Below are 18,889 nucleotides of genomic sequence, written 5' to 3' on the forward strand. Positions count from 1 at the left end.
AGAATAAATTGGTAATTTTGACATGAATTTAGTATGGTGAAAAGCCTCTCTTAGTGGAACAAATAAGAAGAACAATGTGAGGAGGAAATCCGATGAAAAATAATAACAAACGAACACAGCATGAAGCAGCAAAAAAATTGGCTCAACAGCAGATGGGCGAGGAAATCGAATTAAAATCCGTTGCTCCCTCCGCTAAAAAAGGACTTAAGTAAAGAATGAAGGAAAAGAAAACCAAACGAAAAGGACGCTGAGCAGCGTCCTTCTCGTTTGGTTATTCTTTGATGATTTTGACTTTTACGTCTCTTACTCCATATTGAAGGGCATCTTTTTCTTTTTCCATATAGATATCGATGCGGTTACCTTTGATCGCTCCACCGGTATCTTCTGCACGGGCATAACCGTATCCTTCAATATATACTTTGGAACCCAGCGGAATGACGCTAGGATCAACAGCAATGACTCTGGCATCAGGGTTCTCAATCAGATCCACACCAGTCTTCGTTATACCGATACAACCTTCACAATGAGCGGTATAAGCGGTTGCTGTGATATCTAATTCTTTCACGACATCCTCTTTCTCTTGATTGGGGGTCTTTGCAGCTTTTACTGCTTGCCCGTCTTCAGAATCATCATTCACAGAATACCCTTCTTCTAACAATTGTTTGCGCGTGCCGACCTCGTCGACGGAAACATGATATCGGTTTGCGATTTCCCATAGGATATCGCCTTCTTCTATATTATGATAATCATTGATAGCAGTATCATTACTCTCTGCAGAAGCAGAGGCAAGTCCGATTGAAAGAAAAACTGCGAAGGAAAAAATGGAAAATAAACCTTTTTTCATCTTGTTAAATTCCTCCTTTTATGTTTAGTCCTTAGACCAACAGTTGAAATAGTAACATAGACTTACCTCATAGACATAACAAACTGTTTATAAAGCAATAACAATTAGATGACAAGCGTGTAATATTTCTACTATTCCGAAGAAAACGACAGACATTTCCCTACTTATTTCATGTAGAGGGAATAAATGTTGGAATCAGAGGAGGTTCTTTAAGAAGAAATATAATAGAAGGAATATAGGTGAAACGACATGCCGCAATAAAAAAAACCACCGGGACATGTCCCGGTGGTTTTTCATCTATTATTTTGTTTCAAGAATTTTTACATTTACTGTTTTTCTGCCAAAATCAACGGCTTGATCCTTTGATGGAATGAACACGTCGATTCGGTTCCCTTTGATCGCTCCACCAGTGTCTTCTGCAGTAGCATAGCCATAGCCTTCAACATATACTTTAGATCCAAGTGGGATGACATTAGGATCTACTGCAATCACTTTCGCATCCGGATTTTCTTTAAGGTTCACGCCGGTTGCTGTTGTACCTGAACAACCTGCACAATCGGCCGTATAGGCAGTTGCTTCTACTGTTAATTCTTTTACTGCTTTATCTGCTGTAGCAGGTTCAGCTTGTGCTGGTTTTGCTTCCGCTGTTTCTGCTTTAGGTGCTTCAGCTTCTGGAGCTACTTCTGCTTTTGGTTCTGGAGCAGGCGCTTCTGCCTTCTCAGAAGTATGTGCAGTAGCTGAAGGTGCTTTATCGTCTAAGTTGATGACTAATTCTTGTCCAGGGACAATCAGGTCACTTTCAAGTGCGTTCCACCCTTTTAAGCTGTCTACTGAAATGCCATATAAGGATGAAATTCCCCAAAGAGTGTCACCTTTTTTCACTGTATAGTATTCCTTTGAAGAAACCTGTAATTCCTGATCAGGATAAATGATGGATGAACCAAGGTTATTCCATGTCATGAGTTGATCAACAGTTGTTCCGTATTCTTTTGCAAGTCCCCATAAAGTGTCGCCTTTTTTTACTTCTATGTCTTGTGCTGAAGCGCTAGCTCCACCAGATACTGCAAGTGTTGTAAATGCAGCCACAGAAATAATCGATTTTTTTAGTTTCATAGAAAAATTCCTCCTTATGTAGCTAGCGGTTTATTTATTTTTGCTAACAGGGAAAATACTAACATAGTAAAATCTCAATTCAATAACAGGAACTTTAACATCGTGCGTCAAGAATATTTCACTACTGTAATAGTAAGCGATTTCCTGTATAAACTATCATGTAGAGGAATACTATGGAAATATGGTTAGAATAATATAGCTATTAAGGATATTTATGGGTTTTCTGTTGAGGGAGTATTCGTACTTGGGTAAAGGGCATTTAGGAGAGACAAGGCCGCTTAGCGTCATAAAATCTTTGAAGGAAATGCATTTATTAGCGGATCGTGACGATTTTTCCTTAACAAGCTTGTCGGTTCCCTCTATACTATAGAAAGAAGAATGGTTTGCACTGGAGGAATACTGGAATGGAAAACCAAGAAGAAGTCGTAGTTCTTTATAAAGATGATCCCGACGAGCATAGTGGCCGTTGCGAGTGTGGGAATAATATTTTTAAATCAAGAGTACTGGATGGGAAGTTTTATCGTAAGTGCCAGGAATGCGGGAAAACGAAAATCGTATAGCAGGGAAAGAAAGGGGAAACCGGTTGAATCCGGTTTCCCCTTTCTTTCTATTTGTTTATTTTCTGAATGATGGTTGAAGCAAATTGGACCAGCTCGTCTGTAGTATGATTGATCTTCTTGATTGCCTCTACGATATGATTTAATTCTGATTGGTTTCTTCTAAACATATCCATATAGTTTTCCATTTCCATCTGGACCGTCATGATCCCGCTTTGCACATTCCCGATTTCCTTGCGGGAGTTTTCGGTCAGGTCGGTCATGTTCCGAACACGATTTGAGACAACACCGATTTGCTTATTGCTTTCATTCACCAGTTGATGAATGGACGTGCTGAGTTCTTTGGAATCTTCGGCAAGCTTTCGTACCTCCGATGCAACGACTGCAAATCCCCTGCCCTCATTTCCTGCCCTTGCTGCTTCAATGGATGCATTCAATGCCAGAAGATTCGTCTGCTCAGCAATTTGCTGGATTGAGTTGGAGAGAGGCGTGATTTGTTCTGCAATATTCTTGACACCCTGAATTTCTTTGAGGAGCGTGTTGATTTGCTCTGTGATGACGCCAAAGCTTTCTATCATGTGATCCGTTTGATCTTTATTCATTTTTGAAAGTTGAAGAAGATTTTTGCTGCTTTTCTCGGTATTTTCCGATTCTGCACGTATGCTTTCAGCTTTTTTTGCAGTCTCATTCAGGCTTTGTTCTGTTTGACTGAGTGATGTACCCAGTTCTGTATTCATATTGAGCATTTCCAGTTGCAATGCCTGGTTTTCCTTATGCAGCTTTTCAAGCTCGTCCATCCTGCTCTGAATATAGTATTCTGAAACGATGCTTGCATCCAAATGGATACCATGGTCGATCGCTACAAGGACAGATGCAAGTTTAGAAGGTTCGTTTTGGTACAGTTCTACAATTTTTGGGATGAGTAAATGTTGAATAGTGGTGTAAGTCGAAATAAACCAATCGATTGTAACCCCATTACGATTATGGGTTTTTCCCATACGTTCCCTCATTGAGAAATACTCATCATTCAACTCACCTGAAAATAAGGAACGGAAATAATCGTTGAATACGGATTTTAATCTCTCCCGGCTTGAATGATTCTCGGCAATCTCCACTAAACTTGGATGCTTGTATAAATGATCAAGTACAGTATCGAGCAGGGTATCGGAAATTTGATCGTAGACAGGGAGGATTTCTTTTAATTCCTGTAGATGGTGCTCCTGAAACTGCATGTAATGAAGCCGTTCATTCAGCTTTTGATCGTTTAAGACAACGACATTTGATTCAGGGATCACTACGGGTTCGGTCTTTGGTTTTCTTGCAAATAATACAGCCATTTTGGGGGTGCCTCCGATAACAATGTTATTTTTTTAGTTGTTATGTATAAATTTTGTACAACATCAATATCTTTACTTTACCCCAACTTTTTTCCTATGACAATCTTTTTGTTTGTAAAATTTCAATAATTTGAATGTCTTGATGCAATTGATCATAGTAGTCCCCCCACCCTTCATGAGATCCCAGGTTAATTCACTGGGCGGGATCTTCCACTTGTATCACGATTGCACGAATACTTGTACAAAACATATACAAAGAGAGGGACGGACCTTGATTCCTAGGAGCTGCTCCTAGGAATCGAGGTCCGTCCCTCACGGCTTATTCAGTTATGATAATGGGTTCATTTTGTGTAATGATGATGGTGTGTTCGATTTGGGCGACCAGGCTGTTGTCAGGTGTGATGTATGTCCAACCGTCACCTTTTTCCACTACGTTTTGCGCTTTGGTGGAGATGAATGGTTCAAAGGCGATGACCATTCCCTCTTTCAAGAGTGCATTATCCCATGGATCGAAGTAATTAAGTATATGATCCGGCTTTTCGTGCAGGGAACGCCCTACGCCGTGACCGGTCAGGTTCATGATGACTGTATAACCATTTTTTCTGGCTTCATTATTCACGGCTTTTCCAATCCCATTTTGTTTAGAACCGGCTTTAGCCTTTTGAAGACCTGCCTGGAAAGACTTTAATGCCGCGTCGCATAAATCTTTAAGCTTGGGATCACCCATTCCGACCACAAATGAAATGCCTGTATCGGCATAATAACCATTTTTTGATCCTGAAACGTCTATATTGACAAGATCCCCTTCGTTTATCACTCTTTCTCCGGGAATCCCGTGGGCCACTTCTTCATTCACACTGATACATGTATACCCCGGGAAGTCATATTCTCCTTTAGGACCTGAAATCGCGCCATTTTCTTCAAACATTTCCCCTGCGATATCATCTAGTTCCTTCGTGGTTATGCCGGGTTTTGTTTGAGAGCGCAATTCATCGCGGATCATTGCGACAATACGACCAATTTCTTTTAATGCCTGTAAATCTTCATCAGTTTTGACTATCATAATATCTTCCTTCTCTTTTTGAATTTCCTTCCCTTACTATACAGAAACCTCATCCATTTTTAAAGGGAAAGCCCCTGTATTGATGAATATGTATCCCTTCCGGTTAAACCCTGATTTCTTCTTTGAGGCTCTTTCCATCAGTAGCTTCCCCCTTGGAGAATGATTAAATCAATAGATAGAGTACGGGAATGACAAAAGACATGATGGTAGCGGTCAATGCCATGGCGGCACCACTGACGGCACCTTCTTTTTCCCCTTCTTTGATGGCTTGTGCTGTACCAACCCCGTGGGAGATGACTCCGAATGGGAGTCCCCTGGCTATGGGGTGCTTGATTCCCATCGCCTCTAAGAGTGATGGGATGATCATGGCCCCTATCATCCCTGTCACGATGACGACCGTGGGGATGACCTCGATCTTAGCCCCGATTACGTTCCCGATCTCAACTGCGACAGGTGTCGTAATGGTCTTGATCAGCAATGAACGGTTCCACTCATCAGGAATCCCCAACCACATACTGAAGGTATAGGATACAAGCATAGACAAGCCGCTTCCAAACAGGATCCCCACCAGGATCGGCTGGAAGTTTTTCAAAAGCAATTGCCGGTGCTGATAAAGGGGATATGCAAGAGATACTGTGGCAGGGCCAAGTAAATACGTGATGAATGAAGTGTCGTGGGCAAATTCTTTATAGGATATATCTAAAATGAGTAATGTGGCAATGATTGCAATCGTACTTAAGAATATCGGAATCGTTAACGGATTGGGCCAGCGTTTATGAATCTTGACACCCAAAGAAAAATAAAGGAGAGTAATGCCTATTGTAAGTAGCAAATTAATAAGACCGGTCATATTTTCTTTTCTCCTTCCATTTGATGAACCCTTCTGCTGACATGGAAGTGGCCAAAAAGCCAATCACCCCGCTGACAATGAGAATGATAACGAGTTTCCAGCCATAGTTGATAAAATAAGGTCCGAGAACAATCGCACTGACAGATAAGGGCAGGAAAAAGAAGGAGAAGTGCCTTAAAAAGAATCCTGAACCGTCCAACAGAAGCCTTTCATCCAGTACACCTGTTACTAACAGGAGGAATAATAATAGCATTCCGATAATGCTGCCGGGTATCGGCAAATGGAAAAATGCGGTACACCATTTTCCTGCTTCATAAAATAAACAAAGAATCGCCATTTGTATAAGGACCCGAATGACCTGCATATGCTTCACCCTTCAACTATATTCTTCTCCTGATTTTATCACATTGATGGGAAGTATGAGTGTAACAAAAAGAGCATGGACCAGGTCCATGCTCTTTAGAATCGAACAGTATTATAATACGTTTATGAACGCTTCTGCTGCTGCTTGACTTGATTGTGGATTTTGTCCTGTCACAAATTTACCGTCAGTGATGACATGATTGCTCCATGCATCCGATTTTTCGAATTGAGCACCCTGCTCCCTCAATTTTGTTTCCAATAAGAACGGCATCAGTGAATCAAGACCGGTTTGCTGTTCTTCTTCATTTGTGAAGGCAGTCAAGCTTTTTCCTTCAACAAGCCATTTACCATTGGATAATTTCGTTCCGACAAACCCAGCCGGACCGTGGCAGACGGAACCGATCGCTTTATCGTTCTCAGCAAAGTGGACTAATGCCTGTTGAAGTTCAGGGCTTTCAGGCAGGTCAAACATGGTCCCGTGTCCACCTGGTAAAAAGATACCGACATATTCATTTACATTTAATTGGGAAAGAACCAGCGTTTGATCCAGTTCTTTCGTGACGCCTTTCCACTTCTCCACCTGTTCATCATCAAGGCTGTTCGGATCCAACGGAATGCGACCACCTTTTAAACTTGCTACATCCACTCCAAAACCTTGGTTCTTAAATTCTTCATATGGTTCTGCGAACTCGGATAACCACAGACCCGTTTCATGTTCGTCATCAATCTTGCTTTCATTTGTTAAGACCATTAATATCTTTTTCAATGCAAACCCTCCATTTTATTCTCTGTTTTTTTATCACTCTATTGTTTTATCCATTTCACATAAAATTAAACTTCTTTTGAAGCATAGGTGACTTTATAGGGGGTCTGATATTAGAAAACGACCCTTGCAGGAAGGAGTCGTTTTACACTAGTTGATATCAAATTGGAATTGGATTTTTTTCTGATTGGCATCCCAGCTCAGATAAGCGGAGAATTCCTTTTCGCCTTTTTTAAATCCGTCGATCCGATCGGATTTGCCTTCGGTTAATACTTGTTTTGCGATTTTCTGGGTGATTCTCTTTGATAAGATGGTTTTGGATATGGTAAAGCTGCACTTCGTACGTTGATAATTGGAGCATCCATAGAATTTCCCTTTATCAATCACTTTCCCGCCACATTTCAAGCAGTTGCCGATACTTTTTTGGGGAGCTCGTTTTCCGCTTTTCCCCTTCGTTCTCTGGATAGAATCGGTATCCAAATCTTCAAACTTCCATGCGGTAGATTCCTGGAGGGCGTTTTGAACGAGCCGTTCACTTAATTTCTTCACTTGCTCCATGAATTCAGGTGCAGATGCCCGCCCTTTTCCTATTTCCTGGAGGCGCTGTTCCCACTTAGCCGTCATTTCTGCAGAAGCTAACACATTATTCCCTATGGCACGTATCAATACCTTCGCTTTATCAGTGGGAAAGACTATATTTTTTTGGATATCAATGTACTTGCGATCTTTGAGCATGGTGATGATACCTGCCCGGGTCGCTTCCGTCCCAAGGCCCTCTGTTTGTTTCAACACTTTTTCAAGCTCATCATTGTCCATATATTTACCCGCAGTCTTCATTAAGGTGATGAGTTGTCCTTCTGTGTATCGTTTAGGGGGCTGTGTTTTCCCTTCCTTGGTCACGACCTTCTTGACGACGCCTTTATCGTGCTCTTCGACAGGTGGCAGGAGAGGTTCCTCTTCTTTTTCGTTTTGCATGAGGACTTTACGCCAGCCTTCCTGTAAAATCTGCTTCCCTTTCGAAACAAACTCAGCCCTTTCATCTACGACCGTTGAGATGGTCGTGTAATGGATGATCGCTTTGTCGTGGTGAGCCGCAATAAAGCGTTTAACGACGACATCATAGATTTTCCTTTCATCATCTGACAGGGAAGTGGGATCTGTTACTTGCTCAGTAGGGATAATCGCGTAGTGATCCGATACCTTTGCTTCATTCACAAAACGTTTATTGTTCATGATGCTTGCATGGGGAGTCGGGATCCAATGATTGTAAGGGCTGAACTCTTTCAGTTTGTTCAATATTTCAGGAAAGCTTTCGGCTTCACCTTTCGTGACATATTGGGAATCAGATCTTGGATAAGAGACGATCCCTTTTTGATACAGTTTCTGCAGCACATCCAATGTTTTTTTAGGTGAGAACTTATACATTTTATTGATGGTTGCCTGCAGGGCTGAAAGATTGAACAGTAAGGGTGGTGCGAACTCTTTCCTCTCAGTGTTCAATTTGCTGACCGTTGCAGGTTTGTGTTGACAAAAAGAAGCGATTTTTTCAGCAAGCTCCCGTGATTGGATCCTGCTCTCTCCATCTTTCTGCCATATCCCTTCATACGTGTGATCGCCGATCTGAAAGGTTGCTTTCACTTCCCAAAAGGGTTCGCTCTTAAATCGATCAATCTCTTCATCCCTTCTCACGATGAGGGCCAGAGTGGGAGTTTGAACCCTGCCTGCAGAAAATACATCGGACATACCCTGCTCTTTTAGCAGGATGCTGTACGCCCTTGAAGCATTCATACCCACGAGCCAATCGGCACATGCCCTGGAATAGGCTTCATAATATAAGCTTCTCATTTCTGCTTCTTCCCGCAGACTCTCGAATCCTTGAATGATGGCTTTCTCTGTCAGGGATGAAATCCATAGTCGCTTCATGGGCTTCTGAACCTTGGACATGAAAATGATATTCCGGATGATTAACTCCCCTTCACGCCCTGCGTCACCTGCATGAATGATTTCTGTTACTTCGTTTTTTTTAAGAAGATCTTTGATGACGGAGAATTGTTTCGCTTTCGCCCTCTGCAACTCATACTGAAACCTGAGAGGAATGATCGGAAGGTCGTCCAGTGACCATTTCTTCCATTTGTTTTCATACTTCTCAGGGGCTTGAAGCTGAAAAAGATGTCCAACTGCCCACGTAATATAAGCACCTTTCGGGAACACATCGTTTGGATGAATCTCGATATATCCTTGACGTTTCCTATGGGAAAAAGGCTTGGCAAGGGTCGCTCCCTGGTCGGGTTTTTCAGCTATTACGACTTTCATAACATTCTCCTTTTCATTTTATTGATTTTATCATTATACCATTTTTTAAGAACGGCTGTTCTATTAAAATAAGAAATCGGTCGTGTATTTGATGAATCAAAAGCTGGTTGTTCCATTTGAGTGTTTTACATGTTCATTCCGTATGTAAAAAGGTGTTACAGAATTTATATCTGTAACACCCGTCCATTATTGCCCTAGATTTTCCAAGTTTCCTTTGATGTCCTGTAATTGGTTGAATGTATTCACGATTTCAAGATTCTTGAGCTCGGAAATTTGAACTTCCCCTTTATCAATTTCCACTAGAGCCCGATCGATTCCTTCCAACGCTTGTTGGTTGTATTCTTCCACTTTTTGGTGAATATCGTCAGCTAGTTTGGGCGGGTTTACATCATTGATTTCCTTAATTTCATTTTTCATATCAACTAGTCTTGTCTCAAGTTCCGGGATAGCGGATGAATCAGAAGCAGCACTTTCCATTAAACCTGGAAGGTCATTGGCAAATTGTTCTGCTTCGTTCAGGTAATCGGTCATTTCGTCTACATAGGTTAAACTGTTATTGGCTTCTTCCAATATGCCGCAGCCAGTCAGTGTAAAGAAACTGAATGATATGAGAATCAGTAATTTTTTCATGTACTCGGTCCTCCCTGTTATGTTCCTTCCCCTGTATATACGCACGTTCTCGTTAAAAGTTTCACTTTTTTGTTGTACCGTCGATCCTTATGAAGATTCGGGGTCATGCAAAAAAAAGAAGGCCAACGCATATACGTTAGCCTTCTGTGTTTATTCAATGATTTGAAGTTCTTTTGGGTAGTTGGTTAAAGTAGTATGCCCGTCCTTTGTGATGAGGACGTCATCTTCAATCCTGACACCACCGATTTCCGGCACGTAAATACCGGGCTCTATTGTGTATGTCATGCCTACTTTTAATATTCCATCATTTAAATGACTCATGGAAGGGAATTCATGGACGTTGATACCTAATCCATGCCCGATTCGATGTGGGAAGTAGTCACCGTATCCTGCATCTGTAATGATGTCACGTGCAACTTGATCCAGATCGCCTATGCGATTACCCGGCTTGCTTGCTTCTAAGGAAGCGAGCTCCGCTTTTAGAACAGTGTTGTAGATTTCCTTCTGTTTATCAGACACTGACTTATAAGCGACTGTACGGGTGATATCAGACGTATATCCTTCCAGGACAACCCCGAGATCAAACAGGACTAAGTCTCCGGCTTTCAGTTTACGGTCTCCCGGATTACCATGTGGATCTCCAGCCTTCTCACCGAAAAGAACCATAGTAGAGAAGGACATTTCACGGATTCCCTTTTTCTTTAATTCATACTCAATCTTCGCAAGGACTTCCATTTCAGTAATTCCTTCTTGAAGTGCACTCACACCTACTTCTACCCCATAGTCAGCCATTTCCGCTGCTCGGCGCATGATCGCGATCTCACCCTCATCCTTGACTAAGCGCATTTCATTTAATTTGTCTTCAACGTTCACCACATGTGGTGAATCGAATATGTTTAAAAACGCCTGACTGCGTCCATAAGTGACGACCTCATTCTCAAATGCCACTTTTTTGCCGGTGATTTTTCTTGCCTGAATGGCTTCCGCAATAAAGTCCCAGGGATTTTCGTGGTCTGAATAGCCAATTACTTCGTTATCCCAACCGGCATCCTTCACCTGTCTCGCTTCCATTCCTGGAACCACTACAAAAGGTTCGGCTTCCGGAAATACGAACAATCCCATTAATCTTTCATGTGGATCTGTGTGGAAATTTGTTAAGTAAAATACGTTTTCAGTTGAATTGATAAATGCTGCATCAATGTTCTCTTCTTTCAACCAATTTTTCAACATTTCTATGCGGTGTTTCAATGTGTATTCCTCCTTGAGTATCATGATGTTATGTAATCGTTTAATGTGAGCATATCTATGCTAACATATTTCGAAGAAAGTTTGAAATGATTGTAGTGTGGGAGGGTTTCGCCGGGTGTGTGTGTTTATTTGACAAGGACCGGCTTTTCCTACCTCTTGCCTATAAAGGATGGAGGGCGTTTGTGATATACTCTTTAGTATACAGTGAATGTAGGGTGGGAGTGGCCACTTCCTTATAGAAGGAGGTGGTGCTTATAGTGACAACGTATGAGGCGTTAACGCTAATGATTACCTTTGGCTCTTTAATTGTCTCCATCATTGCCATAGTTATTTCAAATGACAAAAAGAAATAACCCCACCCTCATGAAGCGCCTAAACTTTGAAGGGTAGAGTTATATTCCTTTCTCTATTGGGCCACTGCTTTCCTTGCAGTTTGCTGTGTAGCAAGAGACATTGGTTGCCGCCAGTGTCTCTTGTTTTACTTTATACTCTCCTTTTAAGATAGTATATTTTCTAACGGAAAGCAAGATATGGACGAGTAAAAAAAGAAGCTCAGAGAGGATTCCCTAAACTGTTCACTTTAATAAACGGTTTCGGTTCTTTTGGGTTTACGAACAAAGGCCATGATGCCGGCGATTAAGAATAAAAGTCCGGGAATGAACCCGAATCCTATTGTTCCAAGTCCGACCACAAGTGCGGCAAGGATAAACATGATACCGGATAGTACAGGCTTTTTATTTTTGACAATGGTCATAACAGCAATGATCCCAAGGATGGATGCAATGATTCCTAATATCACCAGATAAGAACCCATTGATTCAGCCGTTTCCATGAAGGCACTCATATCCCCTGCAGTCATGCCTGATTCCTGCAAATTCGGGTCACTTTCCATTCCCTCTTCAATTTGGGACATCACTTCCGGGCTGTTCATGCCCATGTTCAGTACAATTCCAATGATGGAAAATAATGCGGATAAGACAATTCCGATCACTCCCATAATGACTTCACCAGTACGCTTCACCATTCAAATCTCTCCTTAGTAATTGAATTCTCTATAGTATATTGTGTTTCTTGCTCATATAGGCCTCTAGGATGGATTGATCCTCAGGAAAGCCCAGGGGCAGAGCTTTTAACTCTTGGAGGGAGATCCATTCAATTCTATGTATTAATTGATCGGGATCTTGAAGCGTGGCTACTCCTCCAAGAAGTTGGACTTCATAATAGTGAATGGTAGTGGAAATCTTGCCTTCACACCCCCACTTGGTATAAAGGTGTTTTCCTACATCCACCCTATAGCCGGTCTCTTCCCAAACTTCCCGCTTACAACACTCCCTGAGGGTTTCCCCTTTTTCAAGACCACCAGAAGGGACCGACCATCGTTTCTCTTCCTCTTCTTTTCCCTGTAAAACCATTAATAAACGCCCTTCATTCATACAAAGGGCAGATGCCCCTTTCCATTCGTTCATTCATTCACCTCACTTCAAATTGAATCTCCTTAATTCATATTCGCCCTATTGACAAAATTCTCCTTTATCAGGATAAAATTCTTTATTTTCAGACTTTAACCTGTTCCGTGAGATACATCCCTTTAATTAATATAGTAATATTCTTCTTTCCCCTGGGATATGTAATTAGTAAGAATACAAAAAAAGGGCTGGCTTCATCCCATTGAAGCCAGCCTTTTAACGAGGAGTCGTGTCAATTTCTACTCTTACTCTACCGTAACGACCCCGCTCCCTCAACTTCCCTCTGCACGGATCTAAAGTTCTCTCAATAAATGAAATGCACGGTTTAGGCGGTTTCAGCTTCATTTCATATATTTATATAATTGTAAGCATAATTCATCATGCATGTTTGATGAAAGTGATCGAATGACTAAAAAAACGGCAGAAAATTTTTTCTGCCGTTTTTTAACCTTATGACTGCAAATCTACTGGAACTACTGCATTTTTTAATTCCTCGTTTAAGTCAGCAGTGTATTTGTCCTTCTGTTCAGAAGTCCAATTCAACAATTTGGACATCATCTCAATGACTGGTTCCTTCCACATCTCTACCCACTCACGGTCAAAGAACAATGCCCCTGTCCGTCGAATGAAGAAATCCACGGGTGTCGCAGCCATCTCTTCCTGAATCGCATAAATCAGCTGGGCGTATAGGTACGGAGGGACGGACCTTTCATCCGTTGATCCACTGTAGGCATGAGCTAGCTTGAATAGCTGATCCACATTGGAACCGTACATTCCGGCAAGCTTCCTGCCCTCTGCCTCTGATAAACCATATTGAAGGGCTTCCCCTGCCTTTTGGTTTATGAAGGATTGGAAATTCTTCGAGCCTCCTACATGACCGCCGGAAATCGGCATATGTTTCGTCGCAGAAGCAGGGAATTTCTGTTTTCTCTCTTCTTTTAGCCGTTTAGAAACAAGATCGACAACATGTTCCCCCATTTTACGGTACCCTGTCAGCTTACCGCCTGCAATGGTGATCAGTCCGCTTTCCGCTTCCCACACTTCGTCTTTACGCGAAATTTCAGAGGGATCCTTTCCTTTTTCAAATATCAGTGGGCGCACGCCTGCCCAGCTGGATTCCACATCCTCTTTCCCGACTGAAACATCGGGGAACATGAAGTGAATCGCATTCAAGATATAATCCCTGTCTTCTGATGTCATATGAGGGGATGCTTTTTCAGAGTCAAAGAATGTATCCGTCGTCCCTACATACGCTTTCCCATCACGAGGAATCGCAAATACCATACGTCCATCCGGTGTATCAAAATAGACGGCCTGTTGGAGAGGGAATTTGCTTTGATCGATGACAAGGTGGACTCCCTTGGTCAGGCGGAGTTGTTTATTATTCGTACTGTAATCCTTCCCACGGACATCATCGACCCATGGACCGGCAGCATTGACGATCTTTGAACCGCGAATGTCAACCGTTTCCCCTGATACCAGGTCTTCTGCTTCTATGCCGACAACTTTCTTGTTGTCATATAGGAATCTTTGGGATTTCATATAGTTAAGAACCGTTGCCCCATGTGCAACTGCTTCTTTCATGACTTCAATGGTTAAACGGGCATCGTCGGTACGATATTCTACATAATAACCTCCGCCCTTTAATCCATCCTTTTTGACGAGTGGCTCTTTCGTTAATGTCTCTGATACCGACAGCATGGATCGTCTTTCACTTCTTTTGACTCCCGCAAGATAGTCATATACCTTCAAACCGATCGATGTGCTGAATTTACCGAAAGTTCCTCCTTTATGAAGGGGTAACAGCATCCATTCAGGAGTAGTGACATGTGGCCCGTTTTCATATACGATTTCACGCTCTTTCCCCACTTCAGCCACCATTTTGACTTCGAATTGTTTTAAGTAACGAAGTCCCCCGTGAACCAATTTTGTGGAACGGCTGGATGTACCTGCGGCAAAATCCTGCATTTCCACAAGGGCGACTTTCATTCCACGCTTGGATGCATCAAGGGCAATCCCTGCACCTGTAATGCCTCCCCCGATTACAACCAGGTCGAATTGATTGGATGACAGTGTATGTTTTACTTCTTCTCGTGCAGTACTTGAAAATGTCATAGTTGGTTCCTCCTAAGAATTAAAGAAATGATTTCTGCTCTTACTCTACTGTTTAACCATAAAAAAAGAGACCGAAACTAACATCATGGCTGAAATGTGCCATAATGCGAGTTTGGTCTCTCTTGGTCTCTAACCGTTTTATTAACTTGGGTTCATTATATCATAAGTTCTTATTATTTAAAAGCCATAGCTGCTTTTACAGCTTTTTTCCAGCCGCCATATAGTTCTTCCTGTGTCTCTACGGCCATTTCCGGTTCGAATTGTTTATCTTTATTCCACTGTTTGGAGATTTCTTCGCGATCTTTCCAGAAACCGACGGCAAGTCCTGCAAGGTAGGCAGCACCTAATGCGGTGGTTTCATTGACCACTGGACGCTCGACCGGTACGGATAGCAAATCACTTTGGAATTGCATTAAGAAATCATTCTTGACTGCCCCTCCGTCGACTCTCAGTTTCTTAAGGGAAATTCCGGAATCGGCTTCCATGGCTGTCAATACATCCTTTGTCTGATAAGCAAGGGATTCCAGAGTGGCTCTCACAAAATGTTCCTTAGAGGTACCGCGGGTTAATCCAAACACTGCACCCCGGACGTCACTGTCCCAATAAGGAGTGCCCAGGCCAACGAATGCAGGGACCACATATACGCCATCTGTTGAGTCCACTTTCTGTGCATATTCCTGGCTATCCTTCGCATCTTTCAGCATCCGGAGACCGTCTCGAAGCCACTGGATGGCAGAACCGGCAACGAAAATGCTGCCTTCAAGAGCATATTCCACTTTTCCGTCGATTCCCCAGGCAAGGGTCGTTAATAGACCATTGTCAGACTTCACCGCTTTCTCACCTGTATTCATCAGCATAAAGCAGCCTGTACCGTACGTATTCTTCGCCATCCCTTTCTCATAACAGGCCTGTCCGAATAATGCTGCCTGCTGATCCCCTGCAGCACCTGCAATCGGGATCTCTCTACCAAAGAAATGATACGGAACCGTTTTCCCATACACTTCTGATGAGGGACGGACCTCTGGAAGCATACTGGCCGGTACACCGAGGATATCAAGAAGCTCTTCGTCCCATTTCAAGTCATGGATATTATACATAAGGGTACGTGAGGCGTTTGAGTAGTCTGTTACATGAGCCGTTCCACCTGACATTTTCCAAATAAGCCATGTGTCGATCGTTCCGAACAGAAGCTTTCCTTCTTCCGCCTTTTGCTTTACACCTTCGACATTGTCCAGGATCCATTTCACCTTCGTGCCTGAGAAATAGGCATCAATCAGTAATCCGGTTTTATCCCGGAAGGTATCGTTTAGTCCCTGTGATTTTAATTCCTCACAGATCCCGGCGGTTTGTCGTGATTGCCACACAATCGCATTATATACCGGGTCACCTGTCTCTTTATCCCATACAACGGTTGTTTCACGTTGATTTGTGATCCCGATTCCTTCGATCTGATCGGGCTTCACACTGGATTCAGATAAAACGCTTGCAATGACGGCAAGTACAGATCCCCAAATTTCATTCGCACTGTGTTCTACCCAGCCCGGTTTAGGAAAATGCTGAGTAAACTCCTTTTGAGCAGTATGAACGATTTCCCCTTTTTTATTAAAAAGGATGGCTCTTGAGCTAGTAGTTCCCTGATCCAAAGATAAAATGTACTTTTCCATTGATAACCCCTCCAAAGATTAATTTTCAGTAGATAATTGATGTACTTTTTTAGCTAAACTGGTCTTTCTGTCACTTGCATAGGCAAGTCCAAGCACGGCTAGAAGAATCACAAGGACCACCCAGAAGCTTGTCGTGACTTGTCCAATGAAAACCGCTTTATAAAAGACGCCTCCAAAAGATCCGCCTAACACCGGGCCTACTACAGGAACCCATGAATATCCCCAGCCAAATGTAATGACGATCCAACCGGCGTTATACGCAAATGACTTCTTCAGGTTTACATTGGCGCAAACCCCAGCACCGAAAACAATGAGCAATGCTGTACCTACCACTTCTCCTATAAATGCATTCATGCATCATCCCTCATTTCAATTAAATTTTGCTCTGAATCACGATGAGCCGACATCATCAATCCTTTTCCATACACGAAAAACTTGCACTACCATCGATTTTCATGCTTTAACGGGGCTTTTTAGCTCGTTTACCCCATAAATGCTTATGATAATCCTAGTCACTCACCACATCATCAGAGCACGTTGAATCAAAAATAAAGAGACTCACGGAATATGCCCCTCAATTGCAGGCACTTCACGTGAGTCTCTTCATCTCTTTCACAACGTATTAACTTGTCATTCATATTACTCCACTATGAAAGCGGTGTCAATGGGTTTTCATGATTTTTATCTGTCAAAATGTTTCCAAAGGACTCGATCAGAGGTAGTAATGGCGGTCGCTCCTGCCTCAAGTGCCGCTTCCACTTCTTCTACTGTATCAATGAGCCCGCCGGCAAAGATGGGCTTGCCTGTCTTGGTGCCTATTTCCTTAATGATTTTCGGAACCACTCCGGGAAGAACCTCTATGAAATCCGGATCCGTCTTTTGGATTAATTCAATACTGCGGTTCATGGCGCTCGAATCTATGACAAACATTCGCTGGGTGGCATACACGCCCTTTTGTCTCGCCTTTTTTATGACGTTTCCCTTCGTGGATATGATCCCATATGGTTTGATTTCCTGACAGACATATTCCGCTGCGTATTCATCACTCGATAAACCATGAATGAGATCCAGATGCAAAAACATCTTCCGATTTTCGTTCCGGGCATATTCAAAAACACTTTTCAGCATCCCGACATGAAGGTCGAGGAACACCCCGTACTGGAAAGAGGTTTCGAGCATTTTATCAAAGTCCTTCATGGACCTTATGGCAGGTAATATGTGTTGACCTTCAAAGCTCAATAATTTTCACTCCTTTGTAGGTTATACAGGTTTTTCTCAAGGAGAAATTATATCATAGTTCTGTTTATCTATTCGTATCATATCGCCCAATTCCCATTACGAAAAATGGCAACCTTTTTTCCATCGCGACAAACTCCGTCAATATTCATAGTGGCAGAACCGATCATGAAGTCTTCATGCACGACACTCTCATTAAGACCCTTTTCTTCGCGTTCTTCGTCAGATAATATGTTTCCATCTTTCATACAAGTCGGGTATGAGGAACCGATCGCTAAATGATTTGATGCATTTTCATCAAACAGTGTATTAAAGAATAAGACACCGGAGTCTGAGATGGGTGAATGGTGAGGAACAAGCGCCAACTCTCCAAGATAAGCTGCCCCTTCATCGGTATCGATTAATTTACGTAGTATTTCTTCTCCTTCTTCAGCGGAGACTTCCTTAATTTCTCCGTCAACGAATGTGAGAGTGAAACCGTCTATCACATTTCCATTGTAAGCAAGTGGCTTGGTACTTGTAACGGTCCCATTGACTCCTGTTTTCACAGGAACTGTATATACCTCTTCTGTCGGCATATTGGCAATGAAGTTGGTTCCCTGTGGGGTCTTGCTTGCGCCGGTTAGCCAAATATGGTCTTCATGCAGTTCAATGGAAAGGTCCGTCCCTATCGCGCTGTAGTGAAGGCTTTCTAAATTTAGTGAGTTGAGTTGGGTGGCTTTATCGGTCAAGGTTTGGATATGGGATTTCCATGAAGAGACGGGATCTGGTTGATCGATGCGGACCGAAGTGAAAATCCGTTCCCATAGACTGGCGACTCTTTCTGATGATGGGATTTCAGGAAACACTTTATCCGCCCATTTCTGTGAAGGAATGGCGACGATGGACCAGCTGATTTCATCCTTTTCAATCGCTTCATAGAATCGATTAAGTGCATCTCCACTCGCTTTCTCGAAATTCATGATCCGGTCAGGATCGATACCTTTCAGAAGGTCCGGATCATTGGCCTCTATTTGAAGAAACGCTCCTTTAAGATCCACGACCCATTCATGAGCAGCAGCCAGCCAGCTGGGATATTCATGGAACACATCATGGGGTGCCGATTCATAATGCATTCTCATAATTTCTTCATCGTACCATTGAACATGTACAATTCTTGAGCCTGCAAGATAGGCTTCCTTTACCACAAGGCGGACAAAGTCTTCTGTTCCGAGCGGTGCCGAGATCCAAAGCGGTTGATCTTCTTGTACATTCACCCCGACCTTAACTGCCAGCTCTGCATATTGTTTAACTTTTTCTTGAAAATCTTTATGTATAGTCATTTTGA

General features: G+C 42.6%; 18 protein-coding genes and 1 pseudogene. 2 read left to right on the top strand and 17 right to left on the bottom strand.

Annotation, left to right across the window (positions count from 1 at the left end):
- Positions 1-271: 271 nt before the first annotated feature.
- Both N5C46_RS23215 and N5C46_RS02885 read right to left on the bottom strand, forming a co-directional pair.
- Positions 272-844: a 3D domain-containing protein gene (locus N5C46_RS23215; RefSeq protein ID WP_272501220.1), complete on the bottom strand. Its 573-nt coding sequence runs from the start codon at positions 842-844 to the stop codon at positions 272-274.
- A gap of 300 nt (positions 845-1,144) precedes the next feature.
- Positions 1,145-1,957: a 3D domain-containing protein gene (locus tag N5C46_RS02885; RefSeq protein ID WP_261750834.1), complete on the bottom strand. Its 813-nt coding sequence runs from the start codon at positions 1,955-1,957 to the stop codon at positions 1,145-1,147.
- A gap of 404 nt (positions 1,958-2,361) precedes the next feature.
- Between N5C46_RS02885 and N5C46_RS02890 the strand changes: the two genes are divergently transcribed.
- A complete protein-coding gene (locus tag N5C46_RS02890) occupies positions 2,362-2,517 on the top strand; it encodes a DUF8096 family protein (RefSeq protein WP_167562091.1) in 156 nt (51 codons plus the stop codon).
- Positions 2,518-2,564: 47 nt separating this feature from the next.
- Here N5C46_RS02890 and N5C46_RS02895 read toward each other — a convergent pair whose 3' ends face one another.
- The 8 genes from N5C46_RS02895 to N5C46_RS02930 all read right to left on the bottom strand — a co-directional run bounded on the left by N5C46_RS02895 (position 2,565) and on the right by N5C46_RS02930 (position 11,081).
- Positions 2,565-3,851 (bottom strand): globin-coupled sensor protein, encoded by a 1,287-nt coding sequence (locus N5C46_RS02895; RefSeq protein ID WP_261750835.1) that lies wholly within the window; start codon positions 3,849-3,851, stop codon positions 2,565-2,567.
- 319 nt (positions 3,852-4,170) lie between these two features.
- Positions 4,171-4,914 (bottom strand): type I methionyl aminopeptidase, encoded by a 744-nt coding sequence (map, locus tag N5C46_RS02900; protein WP_261750836.1) that lies wholly within the window; start codon positions 4,912-4,914, stop codon positions 4,171-4,173.
- Between the two features lie 163 nt (positions 4,915-5,077).
- On the bottom strand, positions 5,078-5,764 hold the full coding sequence (locus N5C46_RS02905; RefSeq protein WP_261750837.1) for an LrgB family protein: 687 nt from the start codon (positions 5,762-5,764) through the stop codon (positions 5,078-5,080).
- The gene (locus N5C46_RS02910; protein ID WP_261750838.1) at positions 5,748-6,128 is read right to left on the bottom strand and encodes a CidA/LrgA family protein; all 381 of its coding nucleotides are present in this window, start codon (positions 6,126-6,128) and stop codon (positions 5,748-5,750) included. The genes N5C46_RS02905 and N5C46_RS02910 overlap by 17 nt, the downstream gene beginning before the upstream one ends.
- 111 nt (positions 6,129-6,239) lie before the next feature.
- Complete coding sequence (locus N5C46_RS02915; protein ID WP_261752259.1) at positions 6,240-6,878, bottom strand: type 1 glutamine amidotransferase domain-containing protein; 639 nt, start codon at positions 6,876-6,878, stop codon at positions 6,240-6,242.
- A gap of 162 nt (positions 6,879-7,040) precedes the next feature.
- Entirely contained in the window at positions 7,041-9,203 is a 2,163-nt protein-coding gene (locus N5C46_RS02920) for a DNA topoisomerase III (RefSeq protein WP_261750839.1), read from the bottom strand.
- Positions 9,204-9,389: 186 nt separating this feature from the next.
- The gene (locus N5C46_RS02925; RefSeq protein WP_261750840.1) at positions 9,390-9,833 is read right to left on the bottom strand and encodes a DUF6376 family protein; all 444 of its coding nucleotides are present in this window, start codon (positions 9,831-9,833) and stop codon (positions 9,390-9,392) included.
- Positions 9,834-9,983: 150 nt separating this feature from the next.
- Positions 9,984-11,081 carry a M24 family metallopeptidase gene (locus N5C46_RS02930; protein ID WP_272501221.1) on the bottom strand — a complete coding sequence of 366 codons (1,098 nt, stop codon included), beginning with the start codon at positions 11,079-11,081 and terminating at the stop codon, positions 9,984-9,986.
- 284 nt (positions 11,082-11,365) lie between these two features.
- On the opposite strand from N5C46_RS02930, the gene N5C46_RS02935 reads away from it, so the two are divergent.
- Positions 11,366-11,434, top strand: a complete 69-nt coding sequence (locus N5C46_RS02935) for a putative holin-like toxin (RefSeq protein WP_235576083.1) — start codon at positions 11,366-11,368, stop codon at positions 11,432-11,434.
- A 227-nt stretch (positions 11,435-11,661) separates the two neighbouring features.
- On the opposite strand, the gene N5C46_RS02940 is transcribed toward N5C46_RS02935, so the two are convergent.
- From N5C46_RS02940 to N5C46_RS02970, 7 genes and pseudogenes are all read right to left on the bottom strand, one after another.
- Positions 11,662-12,105, bottom strand: coding sequence for a DUF4064 domain-containing protein (locus N5C46_RS02940; protein ID WP_261750841.1), 444 nt, complete (start codon positions 12,103-12,105; stop codon positions 11,662-11,664).
- A gap of 28 nt (positions 12,106-12,133) precedes the next feature.
- Positions 12,134-12,547 carry an NUDIX domain-containing protein gene (locus N5C46_RS02945; protein ID WP_261750842.1) on the bottom strand — a complete coding sequence of 138 codons (414 nt, stop codon included), beginning with the start codon at positions 12,545-12,547 and terminating at the stop codon, positions 12,134-12,136.
- 450 nt (positions 12,548-12,997) lie between these two features.
- Complete coding sequence (locus N5C46_RS02950; RefSeq protein WP_261750843.1) at positions 12,998-14,662, bottom strand: glycerol-3-phosphate dehydrogenase/oxidase; 1,665 nt, start codon at positions 14,660-14,662, stop codon at positions 12,998-13,000.
- Positions 14,663-14,835: 173 nt separating this feature from the next.
- The gene (glpK, locus tag N5C46_RS02955) at positions 14,836-16,326 is read right to left on the bottom strand and encodes a glycerol kinase GlpK (RefSeq protein WP_261750844.1); all 1,491 of its coding nucleotides are present in this window, start codon (positions 16,324-16,326) and stop codon (positions 14,836-14,838) included.
- 213 nt (positions 16,327-16,539) lie between these two features.
- Positions 16,540-16,680: pseudogene (locus N5C46_RS23290) on the bottom strand (aquaporin); the annotation flags it as partial.
- Between the two features lie 327 nt (positions 16,681-17,007).
- The gene (locus tag N5C46_RS02965) at positions 17,008-17,565 is read right to left on the bottom strand and encodes a glycerol-3-phosphate responsive antiterminator (protein WP_261750846.1); all 558 of its coding nucleotides are present in this window, start codon (positions 17,563-17,565) and stop codon (positions 17,008-17,010) included.
- Positions 17,566-17,642: 77 nt separating this feature from the next.
- A complete protein-coding gene (locus N5C46_RS02970) occupies positions 17,643-18,884 on the bottom strand; it encodes an aminopeptidase (RefSeq protein WP_261750847.1) in 1,242 nt (413 codons plus the stop codon).
- Positions 18,885-18,889: the final 5 nt, after the last annotated feature.

Source organism: Rossellomorea vietnamensis (assembly GCF_025398035.1).
GTDB lineage: Bacteria > Bacillota > Bacilli > Bacillales > Bacillaceae_B > Rossellomorea > Rossellomorea vietnamensis_B.